The organism is Methylobacterium fujisawaense (genome assembly GCF_039619325.1).
In the GTDB taxonomy this organism is placed as follows: Bacteria; Pseudomonadota; Alphaproteobacteria; order Rhizobiales; family Beijerinckiaceae; genus Methylobacterium; species Methylobacterium fujisawaense.
On sequence record NZ_CP155000.1, the window covers coordinates 2,980,022 to 3,002,973 of the forward strand.

The window sequence follows — 22,952 nt, forward strand, 5'->3', positions numbered from 1 at the left end:
GGACGAGCGCGGGGCGGAACCTTCGGCCTGGGGCCGGTATTAAGTTTCGCAAACGAATAGAACCGGGAGCACGCAGGTAAACGGCAGTTCAGATACAGATCCAGGTTGGCTAGTCCCGTTGGAGTGTACATCCATGAAGAGACGCCGCGCACGACTTGAACTGGTTGAAGACCGCACGTCCCGCATTCACCGCACACGCTTCGACGAAGAACGCAACCTCGCCCCCATCCAGCCGCTCACCGAACGCCAAGCCGAGTATCTCGACGCCCTCGCCCGCTCCCCGCAGGTCATCGTCCTGGGGCCGGCCGGCACCGGAAAGACCTTCATCGCCGGCACCCGCGCGGCGGACCAGCTCCGCCAGCGCCGGATCGCCAAGGTCGTCATCACCCGCCCGAACGTGCCCTCGGGCCGGTCCCTCGGCTACTTCCCCGGCACGCTGGAAGAGAAGATCGCCCCCTGGGTCGCCCCGCTGACCGAGGCCATGAAGGAGCGCATGGGCGCCGCCGCCTTCGAGATCGCCCTCAAGACCGGCGACATCGAGATCGTCCCCTTCGAGGTGATGCGCGGGCGGACCTTCAAGAACTGCCTCGTGATCCTCGACGAGGCACAGAACACCACGATCAACGAGATCAAGATGTTCCTGACCCGGATCGGCGACGATTGTCAGGTCATCATCAACGGCGATGTGTCGCAGACCGACCTGCGCGAGACCTCCGGCCTGCGCACCGTCATGCACATGGTCAAGAGCCGGATGATGCCGATCCCGGTGGTGGAGTTCACCCGCAACGACATCGTGCGTTCGGGAATCTGTGCCGAATGGGTGAAGGCCTTCGAGGAAACGAATCTCTGACTTGGCAGTTGATGGCGGCGGGTCCTCGCAGACCCGCCGTGCCGCCCCGCGGCACGAGACGACTCTCCGCACCTCCCGTCCGGGAGGAGGAACCGGGCACCCGACCCGGCCACCAGAAAATTGGAGTCTCCTCGTGAGGAAACTGACCTTCGCCTTTGCCGTGCTGGCCTCCCTGGGCGGCGCCGCCCTCGTCCAGCCGGCCTCGGCGGCTCCGGCGATGCCCGGCGCCGTCACGGCGCCCGACGCCGTGACCCATGTCCGCATGACCCCGATGGAGCACCGCATGATGCACCGCCGGATGGAGCGCCGCATGATGCACCGCCGGATGGAGCGCCGCATGATGCATCACCGCATGCATCGCCGCATGATGCGCCACATGTGATCAGCCGGCGAAGCGGGGGCCTCGCGCCTCCGCCTCGCCGTCCCGGACCGACCGGGCGTTGCTCCCCATCGCGAAGATTCCTATCTCGTCCTCTCGAATCGCGCCGTCAGGCGGCCGCCGCGGCAGCCGGCCGATCCGGGAGACCTCGATGCCCCCCTCCAATCGACTGTTCGACGATCTCGCCCGCCTGATGACCGACGCGGCCGGCGCCGCGCAGGGCGTCCGCCGCGAGGCGGAGACCGTGGTCCGGGCGCAGCTCGAACGCGTCATCCGCGACCTCGACATCGCCTCGCGCGAGGAGCTCGACGTGCTCCGCGACCTCGTGACTCAGCTGCAGGCGCAGAACGAGGCCCTGTCGGCCCGCATTGCGGCCCTGGAGGCGAAATCCGGCGCCGCCGGAGCGGGCGCCGCGGGCCTGAGCGAGGCCGTCTGAGTCTCCGCGGCAACGCCCCCGGCTTTTACACAGGAAGCCGCGGCGACGATCCGGTTTCCTGTTCACCGATTGTGACCTGCACTTTGTGTCGCGAGTCACGGCCGGTCTATAGTCGGGCATAGGGTGATTCGGGGGCTGCAGGGCGATGTCCGCAGAGCTTCGACAGTCGATCGCATCACCACCGGCCTAGATCTGCCGATCGTTCCAGTTCTCGGAGTGTTCTCACGCTCCGGTTTCGCGTCACCGTCACGTCGGGCCGGATCTCGTCCGGGCCGTCCTTTTGGATCGTCATGCCGCTTCTCAACGTCGACTTCCACGACCCGGACCGGAACGAGCATCCGCTCGACGTCGTCGAGCGGCTGGCCTCCCTGCGCGATTGGATCTTCGACCGGGCCGAGACCGACGAGATGTCGGTCACGAGCCCCGGCCGGTGGACCGACTACAACGTGGCCTTCACGTGGATCGAGGATGTCGAGGCGCTTCACGTCGCCTGCGCCTTCGACCTCAAGGTGCAGGAGCGGCAGCGCACCGAGGTGATGCGCCTGATCGCGATGATCAATGAACAGCTGTGGGTCGGCCATTTCGACCTTTGGACCACCGACAATGTCGTGATGTTCCGGCACGCCCTGCTGCTGACGGGGGGCGCGGTGCCGACCCACCCGCAATGCGCCACCATGATGAAGACCGCGGTGGACGCCTGCGAACGCTACTTCCAGGCGTTCCAGTTCGTGCTCTGGGCCGGCAAGAGCGCCCGCGAAGCGCTGGACGCGGTCCTGTTCGAGACCGAAGGCGAGGCGTGACCGGCCCGATGCCGATGCCCGCCTCGCTGGTCCTGGCCGGAGCCGGCAAGATGGGCGGCGCGATGCTGGCGGGCTGGCTGGATGCTGGCCTCGACCCGCGCCGGACAACGATCATCGACCCCGTGCCGTCCGGCGCTATCGTGGACCTCTGTACCGAACGGGGCATCGCCCTGAACCCCCCGGCCCCCGAGCCCGGCGCCGTTCTGGTCCTCGGCATCAAGCCGCAGGGTCTGGAGACGGCCGCCCCGGGGCTCGACCGGCTGATCGGCCGCGACACGCTCCTCGTCTCGATCCTGGCGGGCAAGACCATCGCGGATCTCCGCGCCCGCCTGCCGCGGGCGCGGGCCGTCGTCCGGGCCATGCCGAACCTGCCGGCGAGTATCGGCCGGGGCGCCACCGGCGCCTGCGCGAATCCCGAGGTGACGCCCGCGCAGCGCGCGGCCGCCGAGGCGCTGTTCGCGGCGAACGGCACGGTGGCGTGGCTCACCGACGAGGCGCAGATCGACGCCGTGACGGCGGTCTCGGGCTCCGGGCCGGCCTACGTGTTCCTGCTCGCCGAGACCCTGGCGGATGCCGGCATCGCGGCCGGCCTGGATCCCGACGTGGCCCGCAGCCTCGCCCGGGCGACGGTGGCGGGGGCCGGTGCGCTCCTCGACGCGGACCCCGCCGAGGCGGCGGACTTGCGCCGCAACGTCACCTCCCCCGGCGGCACCACGGCGGCGGCCCTCGACGTGCTGATGCGGCCGGACGGCCTCGGCGCGCTGATGCGGGAGGCCGTGGCGGCGGCCCGCAGACGGGCGGAGGACCTCGCCGGCTGACACGGCGCGGCGTCCGTGCGGCATGGCCGCGCGACGGCCCTGCCCTTCGCCGCCGGCTCGCCTACATGAGGCGTCACGACCGACAGACCGGGCGACCGATCCATGACCGAGAGCAGAGCCACCTCCAAGCGTCCCCGCAAGGGCGCGACGTCCCCCAAGGCGAGCAGCGCCACCGAGAGCGTCGCCCCCGCGGCCTCCGCTCAGGATGGCGCGGCGCGGAGCGCCGGTGCGGCGCCGGAGGATAGCGCGCCGAAGCTGCCGCCCCGGGAGGCCGCCGTCGAGGCTCTGATGCGGCTCGCCGCCGAGCAGCCCTGGAACGACATCGAGGTGAGCGACATCGCCCGGGAGGCGGGTCTGACGCTCGCCGAACTGCGCGACCTGTTCCCGTCGAAGGGCGCCGTGCTCGGCGGCCTGACCCGCATCATCGACCGCAAGGTTCTGGAGGGCGATCTCGCCGGCCTCGAGGAGGAGCCCACCCGCGAGCGGCTGTTCGACGTTCTGATGCGCCGCATCGACGCGATGGAGCCCTACAAGCCCGCCCTGCGCCGGATCGCCTACGCGCTGCGCGGTGAGCCGCTGTCGATGCTGGCGCTGAACGGTGTGATGCTGAACTCGCACCGTTACATGCTGGCGGCGGCCGGGATCGACACCGAAGGCCCCCTCGGACAGCTCAAGCTGCAGGGCGTGGTCATCGCTTTCGCCCGCGTGACCCAGGTCTGGCTCGACGACGACGACCCGGCCCTGGCCCGGACGATGGCGAAGCTCGACAAGGAGATCCGCAACGGCGAGCGCGTCATGGAACGCGCCGAGGATGTCCGCCGGCTGACGGCGCCGCTGCGCGCCCTCGGCCGTTCCTTCCTCGATCGACGCCCCCGCGAGCGGCGGACGCGCGACGGCGACGAGACCGACACCGCCGCCATCTAGGCCGCCCTGGCCTTCACGCCGCCTGAATGTCGTCGAGGAAGCTGTCGATCTCGCGCTTGACCGTCAATGACTGGGTGGCAAGCTCGGACGCAGCGCTCTGGACCTGCGCGGCTGCGCTGCCGGTCTCGCGGGCAGCAGCCAGCACGCGCGTGACGTTGGCTGACACATTCTCTGTGCCCCGCGCCGCTTCACCGGCATTGCGCGAGATCTCGCTCGTAGCCGCCGTCTGCTGCACCACCGTTGCGGCGATGGCGCCGCTGATCTCGTTCACGGCGGCGATCGTGCGGCCGATCTGGGCCATCGCCTCCGCGGCCTGCCCCGAGGCCGCCTGGATCGCGGCGATCTGGCTGCCGATCTCCTCGGTGGCCCGCGCCGTCTGCGAAGCGAGCTCCTTCACTTCGGAGGCCACGACGGCGAAGCCGCGCCCCGCCTCGCCGGCCCGCGCCGCCTCGATGGTGGCGTTGAGGGCCAGCAGGTTGGTCTGGTTCGCGATGCCGGAGATCATGATCACGGCGGCGCCGATCTGCTCGGCGGCGGCGCGCAGGCTCGCCATCGCGGCGTTGGTCGCCTCGGCCTCGTGGGCGGCGTGACCGGCCACCTCGTTGGAGCGCACGACCTGCCGCTCGATCTCCTGAAGCGAGGAGACCATCTCCTCGGCGGCCGCCGCGACGGTCTGGACGTTGGCCGAGGTCTGCGCGGCGGCCGAGCTCGACGTCACCGCCTGACTGTTGGTGTTGTCGGCCACCCGGGTCATCGCCTGCGCGGTCGCGTCGAGTTCGCTGGTCGCCGCCGTGACGATGGCGAGCGAGGCGGCGATCTTCGCCTGGAAGGCTTGGACGCGCTGCTCGACCCGCTCGGCCCGGCGCAGGCGAGCCTCCCGCTCGGCGGCCTGCGCCGCCTCGAGCTCCGCTCGGGCGACCGCGTTCTGCCGGAAGATGTCGACGGCCTTGGCCATCGCGCCCATCTCGTCGGCCGCGTCGCGGTACGGCACCACGACCTGAAGGTCGCCGCCGGCCAGCCGCGTCATCGCCTCCGTCATGCCGGCGATCGGCCGGATGATGCTGCGGGCCAGCATGAAGGCCAGGACGCCCCCGAGGAGCAGGGCCGCGCCGACGAGGCCGATCAGGATGTAGCGGGCCCGTGACGCGGCCGACGCAGTCTCCCGGGAAATCCTCTCGCCGGCGGCCACGATCCGGTCGCGCAGCGCGATGCCGAGCCGTTCGATCGCGTCGGTGTGGGGCTTGATCCCGGTTTCGAACGTCGCCTTTGCCGAAGCCACCGCCTGATCGTACGCACGGAAGCCGGTCGCGGAGGCGACCAGCGCGTCGCGAACGGTCCTGACCTGCTGCGCGAAGACCGCGCCGCCCTGCGTGTCCTTGAACGCGTCAAGGGCCGCCAGAGCCTGCTCGACCCGCTGCTCGAAGGTGCTGCGGTCCTGCGGATCCAGGCCGATCACGAAGCGGGCCGATGCGATGCGGGACCGCAGGACGGCATTCTCGATGTGCTCGGTCCGCGCCAGCATCGCCTCGCCGCCTCGGGCGCGCACGTCCGCGAGCAGGTTTCCGAGAAGAACGGTGAGGGTATTGCCGGTCTCGTACAGCTTCGCCCTGGCGTCACGCAGGCTCGCGCCCGAGGCCGCGAGGCGCTCCAGCTCCGGCTTCATCGCGCGGGCGGCCTCCCGCACGTCGTCGTACAGCTTCCGCCCGCCGTCGGTCATGGCCAGCGAGAAGTACTTGTCGCAGGTCTGCTCGATCGCCCGCCGGGTCTGCTCCATCGCGACGATCAGATCGGGATCCGGCTGGAGCCGGTACCGTTCGGCGGTTCCGATGAGGCGTGCGGCGTGACCGTCGATCATCAGGACCGATTGCGCACCCCGCTCCACCCGCTCCTGAAGCGCGTGGTCTTCGCTGATCACACCCTGCTGGTAGATCGCGAATGCACCGATGATACCCGTGATCATGACGAGCATCGCAAATCCCGCGTAGAGGCGAGAGCGTATCCCAGTTCTCACAGGCGTATCTTCCACGGAACAGGCCAAGTTCTCGGCCGAACGATAGACGCCGCAATCATGACAACATCGTGTCACGCGATCAAGTTCAACTTGTACTATAGATATTTAGCGACAATATCTTGAGATATATTTGATGTTCAGGTCAAGCATGGCAGCCGCAGACGCAGGGCGGCAAGCGCAAACGGCAATCGGGGCGTTCTCGTCGCGATGGACCAGTTCTGACAACGCGTTCTGGGCCGCCCGAAAGCTTCGCCTTGCGCGTGTCCGTTGCTGAGCCGCGTTAAAACTGCGCCCGGATCCCTCTTTCACCGGATCACGCGGCCGCTGCATTTGGATTGCCGTACGGCCCGACCCGCGTTGCTGACATCGAGCGGGCCGTCCCGATTGCAACAGTCCCGAACCGGCACGGAGGCGCGGCGACGTCGTGAGTCGCGTCGGCCGCGATTCGCTCGACGCCTAGCGAGGCCCCTCAGGCCGTCGCGCCGGACCTCAGGCCGCGCGGCTCGCCAGCGCCTCGCGCATCATCGTGGCGACCATGCCGTTCTGAAGCTGGTCGCGCGGGACGCGCAGCGCGTCGGGCACGCGGGCCGACGCCTCCGGCTCCATCGCGTCCACCGGGTCGCTGGCGAGGATGATGCGCAGGGCCGGGCGCAGGGCCCGCGCCTCGACGGCGAGCTGCGCGCAGCACAATCCCCCCTGGAGCGCGGTATCCACCACGATCACATCCACGGGGAGGCCGAGGGCCAGCACCGTCATGGCATCGACGCCGCGATCGCAGGAAGTGACCTGATAACCCAGCATCCGGACTTGCGCGGAGACCTCGTCGCGCCAGCGCTTGTGGCAGCCGACCACCAGAACCTGGATTCGATAGCAGCTGCCCTGGGGAAGGCTGCCCGAGGCAGTCTCGACGTCGGCTGGGGGCATTCCGCACTCGACCTCGCGCTGACTTTGCGATGCAGCATGCTAGGCTGGGATGCAATCCACACGCAAGCCCGACGCCGTGATACCGCCGCATTCGGCGCCGTCGGTGCACAAAACCGAAGCAGCTCGAAGCGTGGCCATAGGCTGAGCACACGGTTGACGCCGCAGGGGTCGCGCGGGCAACACCGGGCCGCCGCGGAACCTGAGCCGCGCGTGCCGGAGCCTGAGCCGATGTCATCCGCGAAAGCCCCTCCCGTCTCCCCGCTGGCGCCCACCGCGATGCCCGAGCTGCCCCCGCTGCCGGGCGTGCGCATCGCCACCGCTCAGGCGGGGATCCGCTACAGCGGCCGAACCGACGTGCTCTACGTCGCGCTGGAATCCGGCACCCGGGCCGCGGGGGTGTTCACCCGGTCGAAATGTCCCTCGGCGCCGGTGGATTGGTGTCGCGACGCCCTGACCGACGGATCCGCGCGGGCGCTGGTGGTCAATTCGGGCAATGCCAACGCCTTCACGGGCCGGCTCGGTCGCGATGCGGTGGCGCGCACCGTCGAGATCGCCGCGCAGGCGGCGGGCTGCCGCACGGGGGAGGTGTACGTGGCGTCGACCGGCGTGATCGGCGAGCCGCTTCCGGCGGAGCGGTTCGAGGGCGTGCTCGCGGCGTGCGCGGCCCGGGCCGAGGATGGACCGGCCGCCTGGAATGCGGCGGCCCGCGCGATCATGACCACCGACACCTTCCCGAAGCTCGCCACCCGCACGGCCGAGATCGCCGGCGTGCCCGTGACCATCAACGGGATCGCCAAGGGCGCCGGCATGATCGCCCCCGACATGGCGACGATGCTGTCCTTCGTCTTCACCGACGCGGCCCTGCCGCAGGACGTGCTGCAGGCGCTCCTCTCGGCGGGCACGAAGACGAGCTTCAACTGCGTAACGGTGGACGGCGACACGTCCACCTCCGACACGCTGATGCTGTTCGCCACCGCCAGGGCCGGCCATCCGGCGATCACGGATCCCGCCGACCCGCGTCTCGCCGGCTTCCGGGAGGCGCTCGACGGCCTGCTGATCGAGCTGGCCCAGCTCGTCGCCAAGGATGGTGAGGGCGCGCGCAAGTTCGTCACCGTGCGGGTCACCGGCGCCGAGAGCGACGCCTCCGCGCACCGCATCGCGATGTCGATCGCCAACTCGCCGCTGGTGAAGACCGCGGTGGCCGGCGAGGATGCCAATTGGGGCCGCGTCGTGATGGCCGTGGGCAAGGCCGGCGAGCCCGCCGACCGCGACCGGCTCGCGATCTGGTTCGGCGACGTCCGGGTGGCCGTCCAGGGCGCCCGCGACCCCGATTACAGCGAAGCGGCTGCCAGCGCCGTGATGCGCGAACCGGAGATCGAGATCCGGGTCGATCTCGGCCTGGGCGACGGCAATGCCCGCGTCTGGACCTGCGACCTGACCAAGGCCTATGTCGAGATCAACGGGGATTACCGCTCGTGAGGGCCATCCTGTCCGGCGCCCTGCTGGTCACGGTCCTGGCGGCCCCGGTTCAGGCCGACGACGCGGCGTGCAAGCGGCATATCAGCGTCGTCGGACGCGCGGCGGAGACGCGGGCACCGGACTTCGCCGAGGTGACCGTCGGCATTGAGGCGCGCGCCGCGACCGCGGCAGCCGCCCTCGACGCGGCCTCGAAGGCGGTGTCCGGCGTCTCGGCGCAGGCCCGTGCCCTCGGGGTCCCGCCGGCCGATATCGGGACGGCCGCCGTCACCCTGCAGACGGCGACCCGCACCGTCGCCCGGCCCGGAGGCGCCGTGACCGAGGAGCCCGACGGCTACCGCGCCAGCAACCTCGTCACGGTCCGCCTCGCCGATATGGACCGCCTCGGCGACCTTCTCCGGCAAGCACTGGACTCCGGGGCGAACCGCATCGACGGCGTGAGCTTCGGACTGCGCGACCCGGACAAGAGCGAAGCAGCCCTTCAGGTCGCGGCGACCCGGGACGCCCGGAGCCGGGCCGAGGCGCTCGCCGAGGCGGTCGGGGCCAAGCTCGGCGCGCTCTGCACGCTGACCACCACGGTCGGGACACCGTACCGCCCGGCGCTGGAGATGGCCCGCGCGGCACCGATGGCCGCCAAAGGGCGACGGGTGCCGATCGAGGCGGGCACGATACAGATGTCCTCCGAGGTCTCGGCCGCTTTCGCGGTGGCGCAATGAGCGGGCTCGAAGGCGGCGCGCTGCGCCTGCTCCTGGTGGTCGCCGTGGCCCTCGTCGACGTCGACGGCCGGGTGCTGGTGAGCGAGCGTCCGGCGGGCAAGCAGCTCGCCGGCCTGTGGGAGTTCCCCGGCGGCAAGGTCGAGCCCGGCGAGCGCCCCGAGCAGACCCTGATCCGGGAGCTCGCCGAGGAACTCGGCATCCGGGTCGAGGAGCCCTGCCTCGCGCCGCTGACCTTCGCCAGCCATGCCTATCCGGACTTCCACCTTTTGATGCCGCTCTACGTCTGCCGGCGCTGGACCGGCACGCCGCGCCCGATGGAGGGACAGGCGCTCAAATGGGTGCGGCCGAAGGCGCTGCGCGATCTCGCCATGCCGCCCGCCGACGCGCCGCTGATCCCGTTCCTGGTCGACCTGCTGGGAAGCTGAACGCCTCACGGTCCGGGTCGCTCGGTCCCGGTCCGCTCCGTCATCGCGAGCGCAGCGATCCAGGGTAGCGAGAGGCCAACCCGCGTCCCGCGGCCTGGATGGCCGCCCTCCGCTCGAAGACGGCGGAGCCTCGGCGGGTTCGTTCTTCGGGCGCGGGCCCGCGCCCGGTCCTCACAAGGCCAGGATACCCTCTACGACCTCCTGCACGGCGAGCGCCTCCGCGAAGGTGGCCAGGGGGTGGGGTTCGCCGCGGGCCATCCGGACGACGCCCTCAAGCTGTCGCCGGAGGGTGATCGGCCGCAGCCGCTCGTTGGGGATCGCGTCCGGCTCCGGCTCGAAGCGCCCGTCGGCGCCCCGACGCTCGGCGATGGCCCAGTCGCGCAGCCGGACGGCGCCCGCGTCGCCCTCCAGCGTCCACGTGTTGTGGTCGTCGGCCTCGACGCCCCCGACCCGGCCGGTCAGGGTGACGGGAATCCCACCCGCGGTGAGCGTCACGTCGATCGCGCGCTCGGACCGGCCCGGCTCCGGGAAGGCGATCCGTCCGGCGAGGCCCTGGAGCGGGCCGAGCTGGCGGCGGGCCAGGAACAGGAAATGCGAGACCACCTCGCGGGTGAAGCCGCCCTCCGCCCGGGCGTCGAGCCAGTGCGCGGCGTCGGCCTGCCAGGGGCGCGGCCAGCGAGCGAATTCCACCGCGATGGTGAGCGCCCGGGGCGTGCCGACCGCGCCCGCTTCGATCCAGCGCTCGATCGTCGCCACGCCCGGCGACGAGGCGAACGGGAAATTGACCGCGCCGGCACCCGTGGTGTCCGCCACGAAGGCGCGGGCATCGGCCAGATCGATGGCGAGCGGCTTCTCGCAGAAGACGCTCCGGCCGGCGGCCAGGGCGGCGCGGGCATAGCCGAGATGCGAGGCGGGCGGCGAGGCGACGTAGACGCAGTCGCTCGCCGCCACGACCGCGGCGGCGTCGGCCACGCGCGGCACCGCCGGGAAGGCCGCGCCGATCCGGGCCAGGGCCTCCGGGGCCGGATCCCAGATCGCCGCGACCCGCACGGGCGAATCCGCCGCCCCGTGGATCGCGCCGAGCAGGCGCTCGCCCATGATGCCCGCGCCGATGATCCCGAGGGCGAGGGGTGCGTCGGAGGTCGGCATGCGAGGATCCGTGCGGAGGTTCGGGTCTGACGGACCGCGGCGTGCGGCCCGTCGCAGGCTTTAGGAGCCCGGACCCGCGCGGGAAAGGCCGCCGGTCTCCTCAACCTTGGATGAAGGCGAGCAGGTCTGCGCTGAGCCGGTCCTTGTGGGTGGCGGCCAGCCCGTGCGGGGCGCCCGGATACTCCTTCAACACGGCGTTCGGCACGAGCTTGACGGCGGCGCGCGCCGCGGCGTCGATCGGCACGATCTGGTCGTCGTCGCCGTGCACGAACAGGGTCGGCACGTCGATGCGCTTCAGGTCCGCGGTGAAGTCGGTCTCCGAGAAGGCCGCCACGCAGGCGTGCACGTTCCGCAGGCCGGCCATCATGCCCTGCATCCAGAACGTGTCCCGCAGACCGTCGCTGACAGCGGCGCCCGGTCGGTTGGCGCCGTAGAAGGGGCCGCTCAGGTCCTTGAAGAACTGGGACCGGTCGCGGAGGACCGAGTCGCGGATGCCGTCGAACACCTCCCTGGGCTGGCCGCCCGGATTCGCGGGGGTCCGGACCATCTGGGGCGTCACGGCCCCGACCAGCACCGCCTTGGCGATGCGCGCCGTGCCGTGCCGCCCGATGGTGCGGGCGACCTCGCCGCCACCGGTGGAGTGGCCGACCAGCACCGCGTCGCGCAGGTCGAGATGGGCGATCAGCCCGGCGAGATCGTCCGCATAGGTGTCCATGTCGTTGCCGGACCAGGGCTGCTCGGAGCGACCGTGCCCCCGGCGGTCATGGGCGATGACCCGGAACCCGTGCTGCCCGAGGAACAGCATCTGGTCCTCCCAGGCGTCGCCGTTGAGCGGCCAGCCGTGGCTGAAGACCACCGGCTGCCCGGTGCCCCAATCCTTGAAGTAGATCTGCGTGCCGTCCTGCGTGGTGAAGTAGGGCATGGTGGTCTCCCGATAGTCGCAACAGTCGAAGGACGGGTCAGGCCCGGCCCTGCCGCGCGTCGAGGCTGAACGGACCGGCCCCGAAGGCCGCGACCTGGAGCAAGCCGCCGGCCATGGCGAGGTTCTTCAGGAAGTGGAACATCTGGTTCTGGTCGCCGAGGGCCGCGTGGAAGGTCACCGCGGTGGCGACCGCGAAGAGCGCGAGGATCAGGGCGACGAGCCGGGTGCGGTAGCCGGCGATGAGCAGCAGCCCGCCGACGACCTCCACGCTCGTCGCCGCCGCGTAGGCGAGCGGCGGCAACGGCAGATGGGCGGCCTCGATGGTGGCGAGCGTCGCGGCGGGGGCGACGAGCTTGCCGGCGCCGCTCACGAGAAAGATCGCGCTCATCAGGACCCGGCCGGCCACCGGCAGCAGGGCGGTCGCGCCGGGAGAGGAAATCGGGGACATCGTCAATCGCTCCATCCTGTCGTCAGTTGCGGAATCAGGCCGCTTCGGGGCGTGGGAGGCTGCGAAGCCATGCGAGGACCTGACTGACATCGGCCTGCGACAGGCCGTGGCCGGCCGGCAGGATCTTATGCTCCACGCGCGCCCCGGAGGCGGAAAGCTGCTGCGCGAGGCGCCTTGCATTCTCGACGGGTACGATCGGGTCCAACGCCCCGGAGAGGATCAGGACCGGCCGGCCCGCGAGGTCCGCGGCCGGGGGCTCGGCGAACGGCACCATCGGGCGGATCAGCACGGCACCCGTCAGGGTCTCCGGCCGGAGCATCAGCAGCGAGGCGGCGATGTTGGCGCCGTTCGAGAATCCCAAAGCCAGGGGGGCCCCGAGGCCGTACCGTGCCCGGGACGCCGCCACGAAGGCGGCGAGGTCGCCGGTGCGCCGACGGAGATCCGCCTCGTCGAAGACCCCTTCGGCCAGGCGCCGGAAGAAGCGCGGCATGCCGTTCTCGCTGACGCCGCCGCGCGGCGCGAGCAGCGCGGCCTCCGGCGCGACCATGCGGCCGAGGGGCAGGAGGTCGTTCTCGTCGCCGCCGGTCCCGTGCAGGAGCAGCAGGGGACGCGCGGTGTCGGGACCGGGCTCGAAGCGGTGGATGAAGCCGGTGGTATCCTGGGTCATGATGGCCTCACGGCTGATGGGGCGCGGTCCCGCCCCGCACGGATGCGGGGCGGGCATGATGGTGTCGCGGCTCAGGCGACCTTGGGCAGGACGGCCTCGATCTCGGCCCGGTGCGGCTCCAGGCCGGCGGGGAGCTTGAGGGCCTGGCCGAGGGCCTCGATCGGCTCGTCCACCGCGAAGCCGGGCGCGTCCGTGGCGATCTCGAACAGCACGCCGCCGGGCTCGCGGAAGTAGACCGAGCGGAAGTACTGCCGGTCGCGCTGCTCCGTGACGTGCAGGCCCCGCGCCGCGAGCGCCTGCCCCATCGCAGCCTGCGCGGCGTCGTCCGCCGCACGGAATGCGATGTGGTGGACCGAGCCCGCCCCCGGCCGTCCGGGGAGGAAGCCGCCCACCGCCCGCAGGGTGACGAGCCCGCCGAGTTCGATGCTGCCCGCGAAGCGGATCAGGCTGCCCTCGCGGCCGACCTCCTGCAGGCCGAGCACCTCCGTGAGGATCGCGGCCGTGGGCTCGGCCCTGTCGAGGAGCAGCGTCACCCCGTGGAGGCCGCGGATCGCGTGCTCGGCCGGTACCTCGCTCGACGCCCAGCCCTCCGCATCGCCGACATCGACGCCCACCAGGGCGAGCATCATGCCGTCCGGATCGCGGAAGCGCAGGGTCGGCGCGCCGAAGACCTGAACGAGCGGCTCGTGGGCGACGCCCTTCTCGATGAAGCGATGGGTCCACCAGCCGATGGAGGCGCGGGGAACCCGGAACGCGGTCTCCTGGGTCTCGCCGATCCCGACGCGGCCCGGCGCGGCGTGCTCGATGGGGAAGAAGGTCAGGATCGTGCCCGGGCGCCCGGCCGCATCGCCGTAATACAGGTGATAGGTGCCCGGATCGTCGAAGTTGACGGTCTTCTTCACCAGACGCAGCCCGAGGACGCGGGTGTGAAAGTCGAGGTTGCGGAGGGCCGGGCCGGAGAAGGCCGTGACATGATGGAGGCCGGTCTGAACCATGGCGATGTCTCCCGACAGGCCACCGCGGAGGGCGGCGTGTTTCGATGACGGGAATGTGCCCCTTGCCATGCCTCGCAAAAATAGAAACGATGGAAACCTATCGTTTCTGGAAATGACCGATGCGATTGCCCGATTTTGAGGCCTGGGCGGTGTTCGCCAAGGTGGTGGAGACCGGCTCCTTCGGTCGGGCTGCCACGGAGCTCGGCCTGTCGAAGGCCACGGTCTCGAAGGCGGTGAGCCGGCTCGAGGTCCGGATCGGTGCCCGCCTGTTCAACCGCACGTCCCGGAAACTCGCCCTCACGGCGGCTGGGCAAGGCGCCAAGGACAGCGCCGCACGCATCCTGGCCGAAGGTGAGGCCGCCGAGGCCCTCGCGACGGCGAGCGCCACAGAGCCGCGCGGCCTCGTGCGCCTCGCCGCGCCGATGACCTTCGGGGTGATGCACGTGGCGCCGATTCTGCCGGCCTTCCTGCAGCAATACCCATCCGTTTCGGTCGACCTGCACCTGTCCGACGCGGTCGTCGACTTGGTCGGGGGCGGATTCGATGCCGGGCTGCGCATCGCCGCCCTGCCCGACTCATCGCTGCGGGCGCGCCGGCTCTGCGGGATCCGCCGCTCGCTGGTGGCCACGCCCGCCTATCTCGACCGGCACGGCAGGCCCGAACATCCGGACGATCTCGTCCATCACACCTGCCTCGGCTACGCCTACCTGCCGACTCCCGATCGCTGGCGATTCGTGGACGGAGCCGGGACCGAGGCCGTCGTGGTGCCCGCGGGCCAGCTTCGGGCGAACAATGCCGAGGCATTGACACCGGCGCTTCGGGCCGGTCTCGGCCTCGCCCTGCAACCGGACTTCATGATCTGGGACGACCTCGAGGCCGGGCGCCTCGAACGGGTGTTGCCCGCTTGGTCGCCGCCCCCGATCGCGCTGCATCTCGTCATGCCCCCCGGCGATCCGAGGCCTGCGCGGGTGACGGCGCTGATCGCATACCTGGGGCAGACCCTCGCCCAGTCGCCTTGGGCCGATCCGCACCACCGGCGCGATCCACCAGAACGATAGGCCGCGCGACGGGGCCGTGCCCCACCCGGTTTCGGTCCTGGTTTTCGCAATCTGGATCAGTGCCGTCCACGTCGGCGTGCGTTATCGGCGATCAGCAGGTGAGTCGCATGATGTTCCTGCTGGCTGAATGACATCGCGGGCGGGGGCCGAGACGTACAACCCAACAGCAGGGGCCCGCGAATTTGCAACCTCAAGTTCGCTCAGGACAATCTGGTATTGGACATGCGAGCGTTTCCGCGGCATGACAGTGTCCTGCATAAATGTATACATTCGGCGAGGCGTTGATGTCCCCTGCGGTCCCCGGACGACCGGCGCCAGATCGGCTGCGGCACAAGACCGTGTCCGCGGCCGTCGCGGACTCGTTGCGTCAGCAGATCCTGAACGGGGACCTGCCGCCCGGGGTGCAGCTTCGCCAGGATGCCCTGGCTGAGGAATTCGGGATCAGCCGGATCCCGATCCGCGAAGCTTTGCTCCAGCTGGAAGCCAGTAATCTCGTGAAGATCATGCCGCATCGGGGTGCGGTCGTGACCGGCCTGTCGCTGCAAGAGGTCGAGGACATCTTCCAGCTGCGCGTCCAGCTGGAGCCGCAATTGCTGCTGCTATCGGCCCCGCACCTGTCGCACGACGAGATCCGGGATCTCGACGCGCTCGCGCAGGAGTACGGCGCGGCGCTGGAGATGGGCGAGGTCCTCCGATGGGGCGACCTGAACAGCCGTTTCCATCTCGACCTGCTCCGCCACGCCAATCGCCCGCGGTCGCTGACGATCGTGTCCGGACTGCTGCAGGATTGCGAACGGCCGACGCGGCTGCAGATCTCGACCTCCAACGACGCGACCCGCGCCCTCTGCGAACATGCGCAGATCCTCGACCTGTGCGAGGCGCGCAGGTTTGAGGAGGCCGCGGCCTGCCTGCGCGGCCATATCGAGCATGTCGGCACTTCCCTCATCGCCCTCTACCGGCGTGCTCTCGCCCGGGCCTGATCGGACCTGGCGAAGCCGTGCGCCCCGGCGCATCCGGCCAACTCAGTCCGGCTTGGATGCCCGACCGCCGATCCGCCCCGGCAGACGGGTCAGGCGATCCTTCATCTCGAGCACCTTCTGGACCTTTGCGCCGAGGGTGAGGAGCTGGACGAGGCGCTCTGTTTCGAGGCGGCGCACGTCGGCGTACCAGCCCGCGAACAGCTCGAAGAGGTCATGCATCTCCTTGAGACGCTCCTGGGCGTGCCGCTCCTCCTCGGTGGCGGCGTCCTGCATCAGGAGCTCGCGCAGGAGGGTCAGCGTCGGATCGACTTCCCGCTTCTTGCGCTCCTCGACCAGCGTCCGGACGATCTGCCAGATGTCCTCGGGCGTCGTGAAGTAGTCGCGCCGGTCGCCCGGCCGGTGCTGGAGGCGCACGAGATTCCAGGCCTGCAGTTCCTTCAGGCCCATGCTGACGTTGGAGCGCGACACGCCGAGCCGTTCCACGATCTCGTCGGCGTTGAACGGCCGCTCGGCCACGAACAGCAGGGCGTAGATCTGCCCCACGGTCCGGTTGATGCCCCAGCGCGAGCCCATCTCGCCGAAGTGCAGCACGAAGGTCTGGACGAGGGGAGGCAGCTGCACGGCGAGGGTCCGACGCGGAGAAGGTACGGGGTCGCCCCCGGTTTATCAGGACTTGAGCCAGAACCGGAGGAGCGTCGCCACGAAGGCGAGACCGACGACGCTCGAGGCCCAGAGCACCGCGAACCAAGCGAGGCGCTTCCAGAGGGGTTGTGCCGATGCGGGTGCCATCAGTGATATCCGTGCGCGTCGACCTTGCCGCGGAAAACCCAGTACGCGTACGCGGTGTAGGATAGGATGATCGGGATCAAAACCGAGGCGCCGGCGAGGAGAAAGATCTGGCTCGCCTCGGGAGCGGCCGCCTGCCAGATCGTGATCCGGCCCGGCACGACGTCGGGGAAGATGCTGATGCCCAGTCCCAGGAAGGTCAGGGCGAACAGGCCCAGGGCAATCAGGAAGGGCGCCCGCTCGGCGCCGCTGCGCAGGGCCCGCCACAGGGCATACGCGGCGAGCGCCACGAGCAGCGGCACCTGCGCGGTAACGAGCACGTTCGGCATCGCCAGCCAGCGCTCGGCGTAGCGGCCCTGGAGGAACGGCGTCACCGCACTGACGAGGGCGATGGCCGCGACCGTCGCCACGGTGAGGCCCAGGGCATAGCGCCGGGCCTGCGCCTGGAGCTGGCCCTCGGTGCGCATCACCAGCCACGTCGCCCCGAGCAGTGCGTAGGCGACGACCAAGCTCGCGCCGACGAGGATGCTGAAGGGCGTGAGCCAGTCCCACCAGCCGCCGGCATAGGCCCGCCCCTCGACGGTGATGCCCTGCAGGAGGGCGCCCAGCGTGATGCCCTGGGCCAGGGCCGCCACCAGCGAGCCGCCCGCGAAGGCCACGTCCCAGGCGGCGCGGTGGCGGGGATCGCGCCAGCGGAACTCGAAGGCGACGCCGCGGAAGATCAGGCCGAGCAGCATCGCGATGATCGGCGCGTAGAGCGCCGGCAGGATCACCGCGTAGGCCAGGGGGAAGACGGCGAACAGGCCGCCGCCGCCCAGCACGAGCCAGGTCTCGTTGCCGTCCCAGACCGGGGCGACCGAGTTCATCGCGGTGTCCCGCTCCGCGCCGGGCCGCAGGAGGGGGAACAGGAGGCCGATGCCGAGATCGAAGCCGTCCATGACGATGTAGGCGAAGACCGCGAAGGCGATCACGAACGCCCAGACCACCGTGAGGTCGAAGCTGTAGGCCATGGGATCCTCACTCGGCCGGCTGGAGATGGCGGTCGGGATCGATCGCCGGGGCGGGGGTGAGGCCCGCCGTCCGGATCGGCACGCCGGGCTCGATGCCGCGCTCGCCGGCATGCGGGGGCTTGGCCATCAGGCGGAGGATGTAGGCGGTGCCCATGGCAAAGACCGCGAAGTAGATCACCACGAAGGCGGTGAGCGAGGCCGCCACCGCGGGCGCGTGGAGCGGCGAGGCGGACTGCGCCGTGCGCAGCAGGCCGTAGACCGTGTAGGGCTGGCGCCCGACCTCGGTGGTGATCCAGCCGGCCAGCACCGCCACGAAGCCGGCCGGGCCCATCGCCACCGCGAAGCGGTGCAGCGGCGGCCACGCGTAGAGCGTCCCGCGCCAGCGGGCGAGGAGGCTCAGGGCGCCGAGCAGCAGCATCAGCATCCCGAGGCCGACCATGATGCGGAACGACCAGAACACGATCGGCACCGGCGGCCATTCCGCCCGCGGCAGGCTGTCGAGCCCCTTCAGGGGCGCGTTCGGATCGTGCTTCAGCACCAGCGAGGACAGCTTCGGGATCTCGACCGCGTAGCGGACGGTGCCGGTCTCCTGGTCGGGCAGGCCGAACAGGATCAGCGGCGCGCCGTCCGGGTGGCTCTGGTAGTGCCCCTCCATGGCCATGACCTTGGCGGGCTGGTGCTCCAGCGTGTTCAGACCGTGCGCGTCGCCGGCGAGGATCTGGACCGGCGCCACCAGCGCGGCCATCCACATCGCCATCGAGAACATCGTCCGGGCAGCCGGATTGGACCGGTCGCGCAGGAGGTGCCACGCGCCGACCGCGCCGACCACCAGGGCGGTGGTGAGATAGGCGGCCAGCACCATGTGCACGAGGCGGAACGGGAAGGACGGGTTGAACACGATCGCCCACCAGTCGAGCGGCACGAACTGGCCGTCCGCGTTCGTGCCGTAGCCCGCCGGGGTCTGCATCCAGGAATTCACCGACAGGATCCAGAAGGCCGAGAAGAAGGTCCCGAACGCCACCATCAGCGTCGCCGCGAAGTGCAGCCGCGGCCCGACCTTCGTCATGCCGAAGAGCATCACGCCGAGGAAGCCCGCCTCTAGGAAGAAGGCCGACAGCACCTCGTAGGCCATCATCGGGCCCAGCACCGGGCCGGTCTTGTCGGAGAAGACCGACCAGTTCGTGCCGAACTGGTAGGACATCACCAGCCCCGACACGACGCCCATGGCGAAGGCGGTCGCGAAGATCTTAATCCAGTACTTGAACAGGTCCATGAAGACCTGACGCCCGGTGGCGAGCCAAAGCCCTTCCAGCACGGCGAGGAAGCTCGCGAGGCCGATCGAAAAGGCCGGGAACACGATGTGGAAGGCCACCGTGAACCCGAACTGCATGCGGGCGAGGATCAGGGGATCGAGATTGGCGAGCACGTCGGGCCTCCGGCACTGAGCGCGACTCGGCATATAGCAATTTCAGAAATGTCTGAAAAGTCAGAATGCAGAACGGCCGCGCGTCGGGGCGGCCGCGCGCGTCGGCCTCCGGGGCTGATCCGGGCGACGCGCGGGTCTGGACGTCCGCGCCCGAACGCGGCAGGGTCGCGGCCTTCCCCACAGGTCGGGACCCTGCAGGCGCTCCGGTGCATGCCGCGCCACGGCACGCCGCATCCCGACGCAAGCAGAGCATGCGCCGCCATGGCCGATATCCCCGCATCCGCCGCGCCCGTCGATCTCGCCTCCGCCCTCTCGGCGCGCATCCGCGGCATCGGGACGAGCCAGATCGGGCTGGTGGCGGATCGCGGGCGGGACGACCCGGAGGTCGTGAAGCTCTGGATCGGCGAGGGCGATCTGCCGACCCCGCCCTTCATCGTCGAGGCGGCCCACAAGGCGATGCTCGCCGGGCACACCCGCTACACGACCTCGCTGGGGCTGCCGGCGCTGCGCGCGGCGCTCGGCGCCTATCACGCCCGCCATTGGGACGTGGAGATCCCGCCCGACCGGTTCGCCGTCACGGCGGGCGGCATGAACGCGATCATGCAGGCCGCCCAGGTGCTGCTGGAGCCGGGCGACGAGATGATCATCCCGTCCCCGGCCTGGCCGAATCTCGGCGAGGCGGTCCGCATCGCCGGCGGCATCCCGGTGACGGTCCCGTACCGCAGGCTGCCGGACGGACGCTTCGCGCTGCCGCTCGCCGATATCGAGGCGGCGCTCACCCCGCGCACCCGGGTGATCATGGTGAATTCACCCTCCAATCCAACCGGCTGGACCATGCCGCTGCCGGAGATGAAGGCCCTGCGCGACCTCGCCCGGGAGCGCGGCCTCTGGATCCTCTCGGACGAGGTCTACGCGCATTTCACCTACGGCAACCGGATCGCGCCGTCCTTCCTGCAGATCTGCTCGGAGGACGACCGGCTGATCGTCACCAACACCTTCTCGAAGAACTGGGCCATGACCGGCTGGCGCGCCGGCTGGGTGATCTATCCCCGTGGCCTCGCGCCCACCTTCGCCAAGCTCGGACAGTACAGCACCACCTCGATCCCGACCTTCGTCCAGCACGCCTGCATCGCGGCCCTCGAGGAGGGCGACGGCTTCATCCGCACCATGGTCGACCGCTGCGCCGAGGCCCGGGCGATCCTGATGGAGGGCTTGTCCCGTCTCCCGGGCGTCACGGTCGCACCGCCTGACGGGGCCTTCTACCTCATGGCCCGGATGGGCGGCGACGAGCCCAGCCTCGACCTGGCGCTGCGCCTGCTGCGGGAGGCCAAGGTCGGGGTGGCGCCGGGGACCGCCTTCGGGCCGGAGGGCGAAGGTCTGGTCCGGATCTGCTTCGCCATCAGCCCGGCCCTGGCGCGAGAGGCGGTACGGCGGCTCTCGGGCGCACTCGGGACCCGCGACCCGGCCGCGTCGGCGCATTGAGCGGGGCGGGTTAGGCGGCCCCGCTCGCCTTGCACGCGCGGCGACGAAGCAGGGCGACGAAGCAGGGCGGTGAAGCAGAGGCGGTGAAGCAGAGGCGGTGAAGGCCTACGGGCCTTCCTTAGCTCAGGGAGTCGCCTGTCCGAGGCCGCAGCGCCCTCTCAGCGCCCCCAGCGCAGGACCAGCGCATCGTTCCGGCGGGCCAGTTCGATCAGCCCGGCGCGCGTGTCGGGGTGCAGCGGCTGGATCGGCAGCCGCGCGGTCTCGTGGGCGATCACCCCGCCCTCGGCCATCAGCGCCTTGCAGGCCAGCAGGCCGCATTGCCGGTTCTCGTAGTTAATCAGCGGCAGCCAGCGCGCGTAGGCGTCCATGGCTTCGTCCCGGCGGCCCGCCGCGTAGGCGTCGGTGATCTGCCGGATCCCGTCCGGATAGGCCCCGCCGGTCATCGCTCCGGTGGCGCCGGCATCGAGGTCGGCCATCAGGGTGATCGCCTCCTCGCCGTCCCAGGGGCCCACCACCGCTTCGCCGCCCAGCGCGATCAACTCGCGGAGCTTGGCTGCAGCCTGCGCGGTCTCGATCTTGAAATAGGCGACGTTGGCGATCTCCCGGGCCATGCGCGCCAGGAACGCGGCCGAGAGCGGCGTCCCCGAAACCGGAGCGTCCTGAATCATGATCGGGATCGAGATCGCGTCCGAGACCGCGCGGAAGAACTCGTAGATGCCGAGGTCCGGCACGCGGATCGTGGCCCCGTGATAGGGCGGCATGATCATCACCATGGCGGCCCCGGCCTCCTGCGCCAGCCGCGAGCGCTCGGCACAGACCTGCGTGGCGAAGTGGGTCGTGGTGACGATCACGGGCACGCGGCCGGCCACGTGCTCCAGCACGGCGTGCATGACGGTCTCCCGCTCCGCGTCGGTGAGGACGAACTGCTCGGAGAAGTTGGCGAGGATGCACAAGCCCTGGCTGCCGGCGTCGATCATGAAGTCGATCGCCCGGCGCTGCCCGTCGAGGTCGAGGGCGCCCGCGGCGTCGAAGACCGTCGGGGCGACCGGGAAGACGCCCCGGTAGGATTGGGCAGGCGAGGTCATGCACGCTCCTTCCATCGAGAAGGCCGCGTTCCCCGGCGCGTGAATCGGTCCGGATTCGAGACCCGCTTCCTCCTAGCACGGAGCCGGCCTGTCCGCGGCCGCATCATATCCCCGGGACGATGCCCCTGTCGGTAGGCGTCCCGGGTTCCCCTTGATATGGGAAGCGCGGCCTTCATGAGCGTGGCGCCATGCGGCGGCATTTCCTGACGGTCCATCAAGTCCCGGCCACGCGCTGGCCGCCCGAAACCTTTTCTGCGTCCCGCGTCGACAGCTGAGAGCGACCTCGGCGACAGCGGCAGGACCTTCTATCGCGCTGGAGCCAATCACGATGCGCTTTGTCTCGACCCGCCTCGCCCTGGTCCTCGCCGCTGCGGCATGCCTCCTCGGAATGCCCGCGCAGGCGGACGACCTCGACGCGATCCGTGCGTCCAAGACCCTGCGCATCGGGACGGAGGGCACCTACGCGCCGTTCACGTTCCACGACGCCTCCGGGGCGCTCGTCGGCTTCGACGTGGAGATCGGCCGCAAGGTCGCCGAGAAGCTCGGCGTCACGCCGCAATTCCTCGAAGGCAAATGGGACGGCCTGATCGCCGGCCTCGACGGCAAGCGCTACGACGTGGTGATCAACCAAGTCGGCATCACCAAGGAGCGTCAGGCGAAGTTCGACTTCTCCGAGCCCTATATCCGGGCGCGGGCCGTGCTGATCACACGCGCGGACCGGGCGGACATCACGTCCTTCGCCGACCTGAAGGGCAAGAAGGCCGCGCAGAGCCTGAGCAGCAACTTCGCGCGCCTTGCCGAGCAGTCCGGTGCCGAGCTCGTCGGCACGGACGGATTCGATCAGTCGGTTCAGCTCGTGGCCACCGGCCGCGCCGACGCGACCGTCAACGACAGCCTGTCGTTCCTCGACTTCCACAAGCAGAAGCCGAATGCGCCCGTGAAGATCGTCGCCGAGCAGACGGACGCGGACGCATCCGGGATCATCATGCGCAAGGACAACCCCGCGCTGAAGGCTGCCATCGACAAGGCGCTGGAGTCGATCAAGGCCGACGGCAGCTACGCGGCGATCGCCCAGAAGTACTTCGGCGCCGACGTCTCGAAGTAGCCGTCCGGAAGGGGCCCGTCGCGGCGCCCCTGCGGGTCGCCTGCAGGCCCCTGCAAGCCTGAAGGCTGCAAGGATCCGGG

At 70.4% G+C, this 22,952-nt stretch carries 25 protein-coding genes; 13 read left to right on the forward strand and 12 right to left on the reverse strand.

The window, feature by feature from the left end; all coding sequences use genetic code 11:
• Nucleotides 1-133 precede the first annotated feature (133 nt).
• From ABC766_RS14135 to ABC766_RS14160, 6 genes are all read left to right on the forward strand, one after another.
• Nucleotides 134-850, forward strand: a complete 717-nt coding sequence (locus ABC766_RS14135) for a PhoH family protein (RefSeq protein WP_012321860.1) — start codon at nt 134-136, stop codon at nt 848-850.
• A gap of 133 nt (nt 851-983) precedes the next feature.
• Nucleotides 984-1,232, forward strand: a complete 249-nt coding sequence (locus tag ABC766_RS14140; RefSeq protein ID WP_043346996.1) for a hypothetical protein — start codon at nt 984-986, stop codon at nt 1,230-1,232.
• A gap of 148 nt (nt 1,233-1,380) precedes the next feature.
• Nucleotides 1,381-1,665 (forward strand): accessory factor UbiK family protein, encoded by a 285-nt coding sequence (locus ABC766_RS14145; RefSeq protein ID WP_345822494.1) that lies wholly within the window; start codon nt 1,381-1,383, stop codon nt 1,663-1,665.
• Between the two features lie 290 nt (nt 1,666-1,955).
• Nucleotides 1,956-2,465: a YbjN domain-containing protein gene (locus tag ABC766_RS14150; RefSeq protein ID WP_043346992.1), complete on the forward strand. Its 510-nt coding sequence runs from the start codon at nt 1,956-1,958 to the stop codon at nt 2,463-2,465.
• 8 nt (nt 2,466-2,473) lie between these two features.
• Nucleotides 2,474-3,283, forward strand: a complete 810-nt coding sequence (gene proC, locus ABC766_RS14155) for a pyrroline-5-carboxylate reductase (RefSeq protein ID WP_053609270.1) — start codon at nt 2,474-2,476, stop codon at nt 3,281-3,283.
• 102 nt (nt 3,284-3,385) lie between these two features.
• Entirely contained in the window at nt 3,386-4,207 is an 822-nt protein-coding gene (locus ABC766_RS14160) for a TetR/AcrR family transcriptional regulator (protein WP_342143027.1), read from the forward strand.
• Nucleotides 4,208-4,220: 13 nt separating this feature from the next.
• Here ABC766_RS14160 and ABC766_RS14165 read toward each other — a convergent pair whose 3' ends face one another.
• Both ABC766_RS14165 and ABC766_RS14170 read right to left on the reverse strand, forming a co-directional pair.
• Nucleotides 4,221-6,167, reverse strand: a complete 1,947-nt coding sequence (locus ABC766_RS14165; RefSeq protein WP_342143025.1) for a methyl-accepting chemotaxis protein — start codon at nt 6,165-6,167, stop codon at nt 4,221-4,223.
• Nucleotides 6,168-6,707: 540 nt separating this feature from the next.
• Nucleotides 6,708-7,142 (reverse strand): histidine kinase, encoded by a 435-nt coding sequence (locus ABC766_RS14170; protein ID WP_342143024.1) that lies wholly within the window; start codon nt 7,140-7,142, stop codon nt 6,708-6,710.
• 228 nt (nt 7,143-7,370) lie between these two features.
• On the opposite strand from ABC766_RS14170, the gene argJ reads away from it, so the two are divergent.
• Genes argJ through ABC766_RS14185 form a run of 3 tightly spaced genes read left to right on the forward strand, consistent with a single transcriptional unit; the run spans nt 7,371 to nt 9,759 of the window.
• The gene (gene argJ / locus ABC766_RS14175) at nt 7,371-8,621 is read left to right on the forward strand and encodes a bifunctional glutamate N-acetyltransferase/amino-acid acetyltransferase ArgJ (RefSeq protein WP_345822495.1); all 1,251 of its coding nucleotides are present in this window, start codon (nt 7,371-7,373) and stop codon (nt 8,619-8,621) included.
• A complete protein-coding gene (locus tag ABC766_RS14180) occupies nt 8,618-9,334 on the forward strand; it encodes an SIMPL domain-containing protein (protein WP_043346980.1) in 717 nt (238 codons plus the stop codon). Before argJ ends, ABC766_RS14180 begins: the two co-directional genes overlap by 4 nt.
• A complete protein-coding gene (locus ABC766_RS14185) occupies nt 9,331-9,759 on the forward strand; it encodes a (deoxy)nucleoside triphosphate pyrophosphohydrolase (RefSeq protein WP_043346979.1) in 429 nt (142 codons plus the stop codon). The genes ABC766_RS14180 and ABC766_RS14185 overlap by 4 nt, the downstream gene beginning before the upstream one ends.
• A gap of 171 nt (nt 9,760-9,930) precedes the next feature.
• Here the strand turns inward: ABC766_RS14185 and ABC766_RS14190 are convergent, their stop codons facing one another.
• The 5 genes from ABC766_RS14190 to ABC766_RS14210 all read right to left on the reverse strand — a co-directional run bounded on the left by ABC766_RS14190 (nt 9,931) and on the right by ABC766_RS14210 (nt 13,940).
• Entirely contained in the window at nt 9,931-10,908 is a 978-nt protein-coding gene (locus ABC766_RS14190; RefSeq protein ID WP_043760089.1) for a Gfo/Idh/MocA family protein, read from the reverse strand.
• A gap of 100 nt (nt 10,909-11,008) precedes the next feature.
• A complete protein-coding gene (locus tag ABC766_RS14195; protein WP_043346975.1) occupies nt 11,009-11,830 on the reverse strand; it encodes an alpha/beta fold hydrolase in 822 nt (273 codons plus the stop codon).
• A gap of 37 nt (nt 11,831-11,867) precedes the next feature.
• Nucleotides 11,868-12,278, reverse strand: a complete 411-nt coding sequence (locus ABC766_RS14200) for a DoxX family protein (RefSeq protein WP_345822496.1) — start codon at nt 12,276-12,278, stop codon at nt 11,868-11,870.
• A 34-nt stretch (nt 12,279-12,312) separates the two neighbouring features.
• A complete protein-coding gene (locus ABC766_RS14205) occupies nt 12,313-12,945 on the reverse strand; it encodes an alpha/beta hydrolase (protein ID WP_345822497.1) in 633 nt (210 codons plus the stop codon).
• Nucleotides 12,946-13,016: 71 nt separating this feature from the next.
• Nucleotides 13,017-13,940, reverse strand: coding sequence for a ring-cleaving dioxygenase (locus tag ABC766_RS14210; protein WP_345822498.1), 924 nt, complete (start codon nt 13,938-13,940; stop codon nt 13,017-13,019).
• A 119-nt stretch (nt 13,941-14,059) separates the two neighbouring features.
• On the opposite strand from ABC766_RS14210, the gene ABC766_RS14215 reads away from it, so the two are divergent.
• Complete coding sequence (locus tag ABC766_RS14215; protein WP_345822499.1) at nt 14,060-14,998, forward strand: LysR family transcriptional regulator; 939 nt, start codon at nt 14,060-14,062, stop codon at nt 14,996-14,998.
• A gap of 284 nt (nt 14,999-15,282) precedes the next feature.
• The gene (locus tag ABC766_RS14220) at nt 15,283-15,978 is read left to right on the forward strand and encodes a GntR family transcriptional regulator (RefSeq protein ID WP_345822500.1); all 696 of its coding nucleotides are present in this window, start codon (nt 15,283-15,285) and stop codon (nt 15,976-15,978) included.
• Nucleotides 15,979-16,020: 42 nt separating this feature from the next.
• Here the strand turns inward: ABC766_RS14220 and ABC766_RS14225 are convergent, their stop codons facing one another.
• Genes ABC766_RS14225 through ABC766_RS14240 form a run of 4 tightly spaced genes read right to left on the reverse strand, consistent with a single transcriptional unit; the run spans nt 16,021 to nt 19,200 of the window.
• Entirely contained in the window at nt 16,021-16,599 is a 579-nt protein-coding gene (locus ABC766_RS14225; RefSeq protein WP_075381225.1) for a GbsR/MarR family transcriptional regulator, read from the reverse strand.
• Nucleotides 16,600-16,644: 45 nt separating this feature from the next.
• Nucleotides 16,645-16,767 carry a DUF2474 family protein gene (locus ABC766_RS14230; RefSeq protein ID WP_043346965.1) on the reverse strand — a complete coding sequence of 41 codons (123 nt, stop codon included), beginning with the start codon at nt 16,765-16,767 and terminating at the stop codon, nt 16,645-16,647.
• Nucleotides 16,767-17,774, reverse strand: coding sequence for a cytochrome d ubiquinol oxidase subunit II (cydB, locus tag ABC766_RS14235; RefSeq protein ID WP_287089261.1), 1,008 nt, complete (start codon nt 17,772-17,774; stop codon nt 16,767-16,769). The genes ABC766_RS14230 and cydB overlap by 1 nt, the downstream gene beginning before the upstream one ends.
• Before the next feature lie 7 nt (nt 17,775-17,781).
• Nucleotides 17,782-19,200 carry a cytochrome ubiquinol oxidase subunit I gene (locus ABC766_RS14240; RefSeq protein WP_345822501.1) on the reverse strand — a complete coding sequence of 473 codons (1,419 nt, stop codon included), beginning with the start codon at nt 19,198-19,200 and terminating at the stop codon, nt 17,782-17,784.
• A gap of 261 nt (nt 19,201-19,461) precedes the next feature.
• Here ABC766_RS14240 and ABC766_RS14245 point away from each other — a divergent pair, with 261 nt between their 5' ends.
• Nucleotides 19,462-20,682, forward strand: coding sequence for a pyridoxal phosphate-dependent aminotransferase (locus ABC766_RS14245; protein WP_043760080.1), 1,221 nt, complete (start codon nt 19,462-19,464; stop codon nt 20,680-20,682).
• A gap of 158 nt (nt 20,683-20,840) precedes the next feature.
• Here ABC766_RS14245 and ABC766_RS14250 read toward each other — a convergent pair whose 3' ends face one another.
• Entirely contained in the window at nt 20,841-21,767 is a 927-nt protein-coding gene (locus ABC766_RS14250) for a dihydrodipicolinate synthase family protein (RefSeq protein WP_043357464.1), read from the reverse strand.
• Nucleotides 21,768-22,155: 388 nt separating this feature from the next.
• On the opposite strand from ABC766_RS14250, the gene ABC766_RS14255 reads away from it, so the two are divergent.
• Entirely contained in the window at nt 22,156-22,872 is a 717-nt protein-coding gene (locus tag ABC766_RS14255) for an amino acid ABC transporter substrate-binding protein (RefSeq protein WP_374701391.1), read from the forward strand.
• Nucleotides 22,873-22,952: the final 80 nt, after the last annotated feature.

What these genes read in the sequence shown, in the direction of transcription:
- ABC766_RS14250 (WP_043357464.1), bottom strand. Translation starts at nt 21,767, where the DNA reads ATGACCTCGCCTGCCCAATCCTACCGGGGCGTCTTCCCGGTCGCCCCG.
- ABC766_RS14255 (WP_374701391.1), top strand. Translation starts at nt 22,156, where the DNA reads ATGCCCGCGCAGGCGGACGACCTCGACGCGATCCGTGCGTCCAAGACC.
- ABC766_RS14210 (WP_345822498.1), bottom strand. Translation starts at nt 13,940, where the DNA reads ATGGTTCAGACCGGCCTCCATCATGTCACGGCCTTCTCCGGCCCGGCC.
- ABC766_RS14185 (WP_043346979.1), top strand. Translation starts at nt 9,331, where the DNA reads ATGAGCGGGCTCGAAGGCGGCGCGCTGCGCCTGCTCCTGGTGGTCGCC.
- ABC766_RS14195 (WP_043346975.1), bottom strand. Translation starts at nt 11,830, where the DNA reads ATGCCCTACTTCACCACGCAGGACGGCACGCAGATCTACTTCAAGGAT.
- ABC766_RS14160 (WP_342143027.1), top strand. Translation starts at nt 3,386, where the DNA reads ATGACCGAGAGCAGAGCCACCTCCAAGCGTCCCCGCAAGGGCGCGACG.
- ABC766_RS14150 (WP_043346992.1), top strand. Translation starts at nt 1,956, where the DNA reads ATGCCGCTTCTCAACGTCGACTTCCACGACCCGGACCGGAACGAGCAT.
- ABC766_RS14200 (WP_345822496.1), bottom strand. Translation starts at nt 12,278, where the DNA reads ATGTCCCCGATTTCCTCTCCCGGCGCGACCGCCCTGCTGCCGGTGGCC.
- ABC766_RS14220 (WP_345822500.1), top strand. Translation starts at nt 15,283, where the DNA reads ATGTCCCCTGCGGTCCCCGGACGACCGGCGCCAGATCGGCTGCGGCAC.
- ABC766_RS14205 (WP_345822497.1), bottom strand. Translation starts at nt 12,945, where the DNA reads ATGACCCAGGATACCACCGGCTTCATCCACCGCTTCGAGCCCGGTCCC.
- ABC766_RS14190 (WP_043760089.1), bottom strand. Translation starts at nt 10,908, where the DNA reads ATGCCGACCTCCGACGCACCCCTCGCCCTCGGGATCATCGGCGCGGGC.
- ABC766_RS14165 (WP_342143025.1), bottom strand. Translation starts at nt 6,167, where the DNA reads ATGATCACGGGTATCATCGGTGCATTCGCGATCTACCAGCAGGGTGTG.
- ABC766_RS14145 (WP_345822494.1), top strand. Translation starts at nt 1,381, where the DNA reads ATGCCCCCCTCCAATCGACTGTTCGACGATCTCGCCCGCCTGATGACC.
- argJ (WP_345822495.1), top strand. Translation starts at nt 7,371, where the DNA reads ATGTCATCCGCGAAAGCCCCTCCCGTCTCCCCGCTGGCGCCCACCGCG.
- ABC766_RS14245 (WP_043760080.1), top strand. Translation starts at nt 19,462, where the DNA reads ATGGCCGATATCCCCGCATCCGCCGCGCCCGTCGATCTCGCCTCCGCC.
- ABC766_RS14135 (WP_012321860.1), top strand. Translation starts at nt 134, where the DNA reads ATGAAGAGACGCCGCGCACGACTTGAACTGGTTGAAGACCGCACGTCC.
- ABC766_RS14230 (WP_043346965.1), bottom strand. Translation starts at nt 16,767, where the DNA reads ATGGCACCCGCATCGGCACAACCCCTCTGGAAGCGCCTCGCTTGGTTC.
- ABC766_RS14215 (WP_345822499.1), top strand. Translation starts at nt 14,060, where the DNA reads ATGCGATTGCCCGATTTTGAGGCCTGGGCGGTGTTCGCCAAGGTGGTG.
- cydB (WP_287089261.1), bottom strand. Translation starts at nt 17,774, where the DNA reads ATGGCCTACAGCTTCGACCTCACGGTGGTCTGGGCGTTCGTGATCGCC.
- proC (WP_053609270.1), top strand. Translation starts at nt 2,474, where the DNA reads ATGCCGATGCCCGCCTCGCTGGTCCTGGCCGGAGCCGGCAAGATGGGC.
- ABC766_RS14170 (WP_342143024.1), bottom strand. Translation starts at nt 7,142, where the DNA reads ATGCCCCCAGCCGACGTCGAGACTGCCTCGGGCAGCCTTCCCCAGGGC.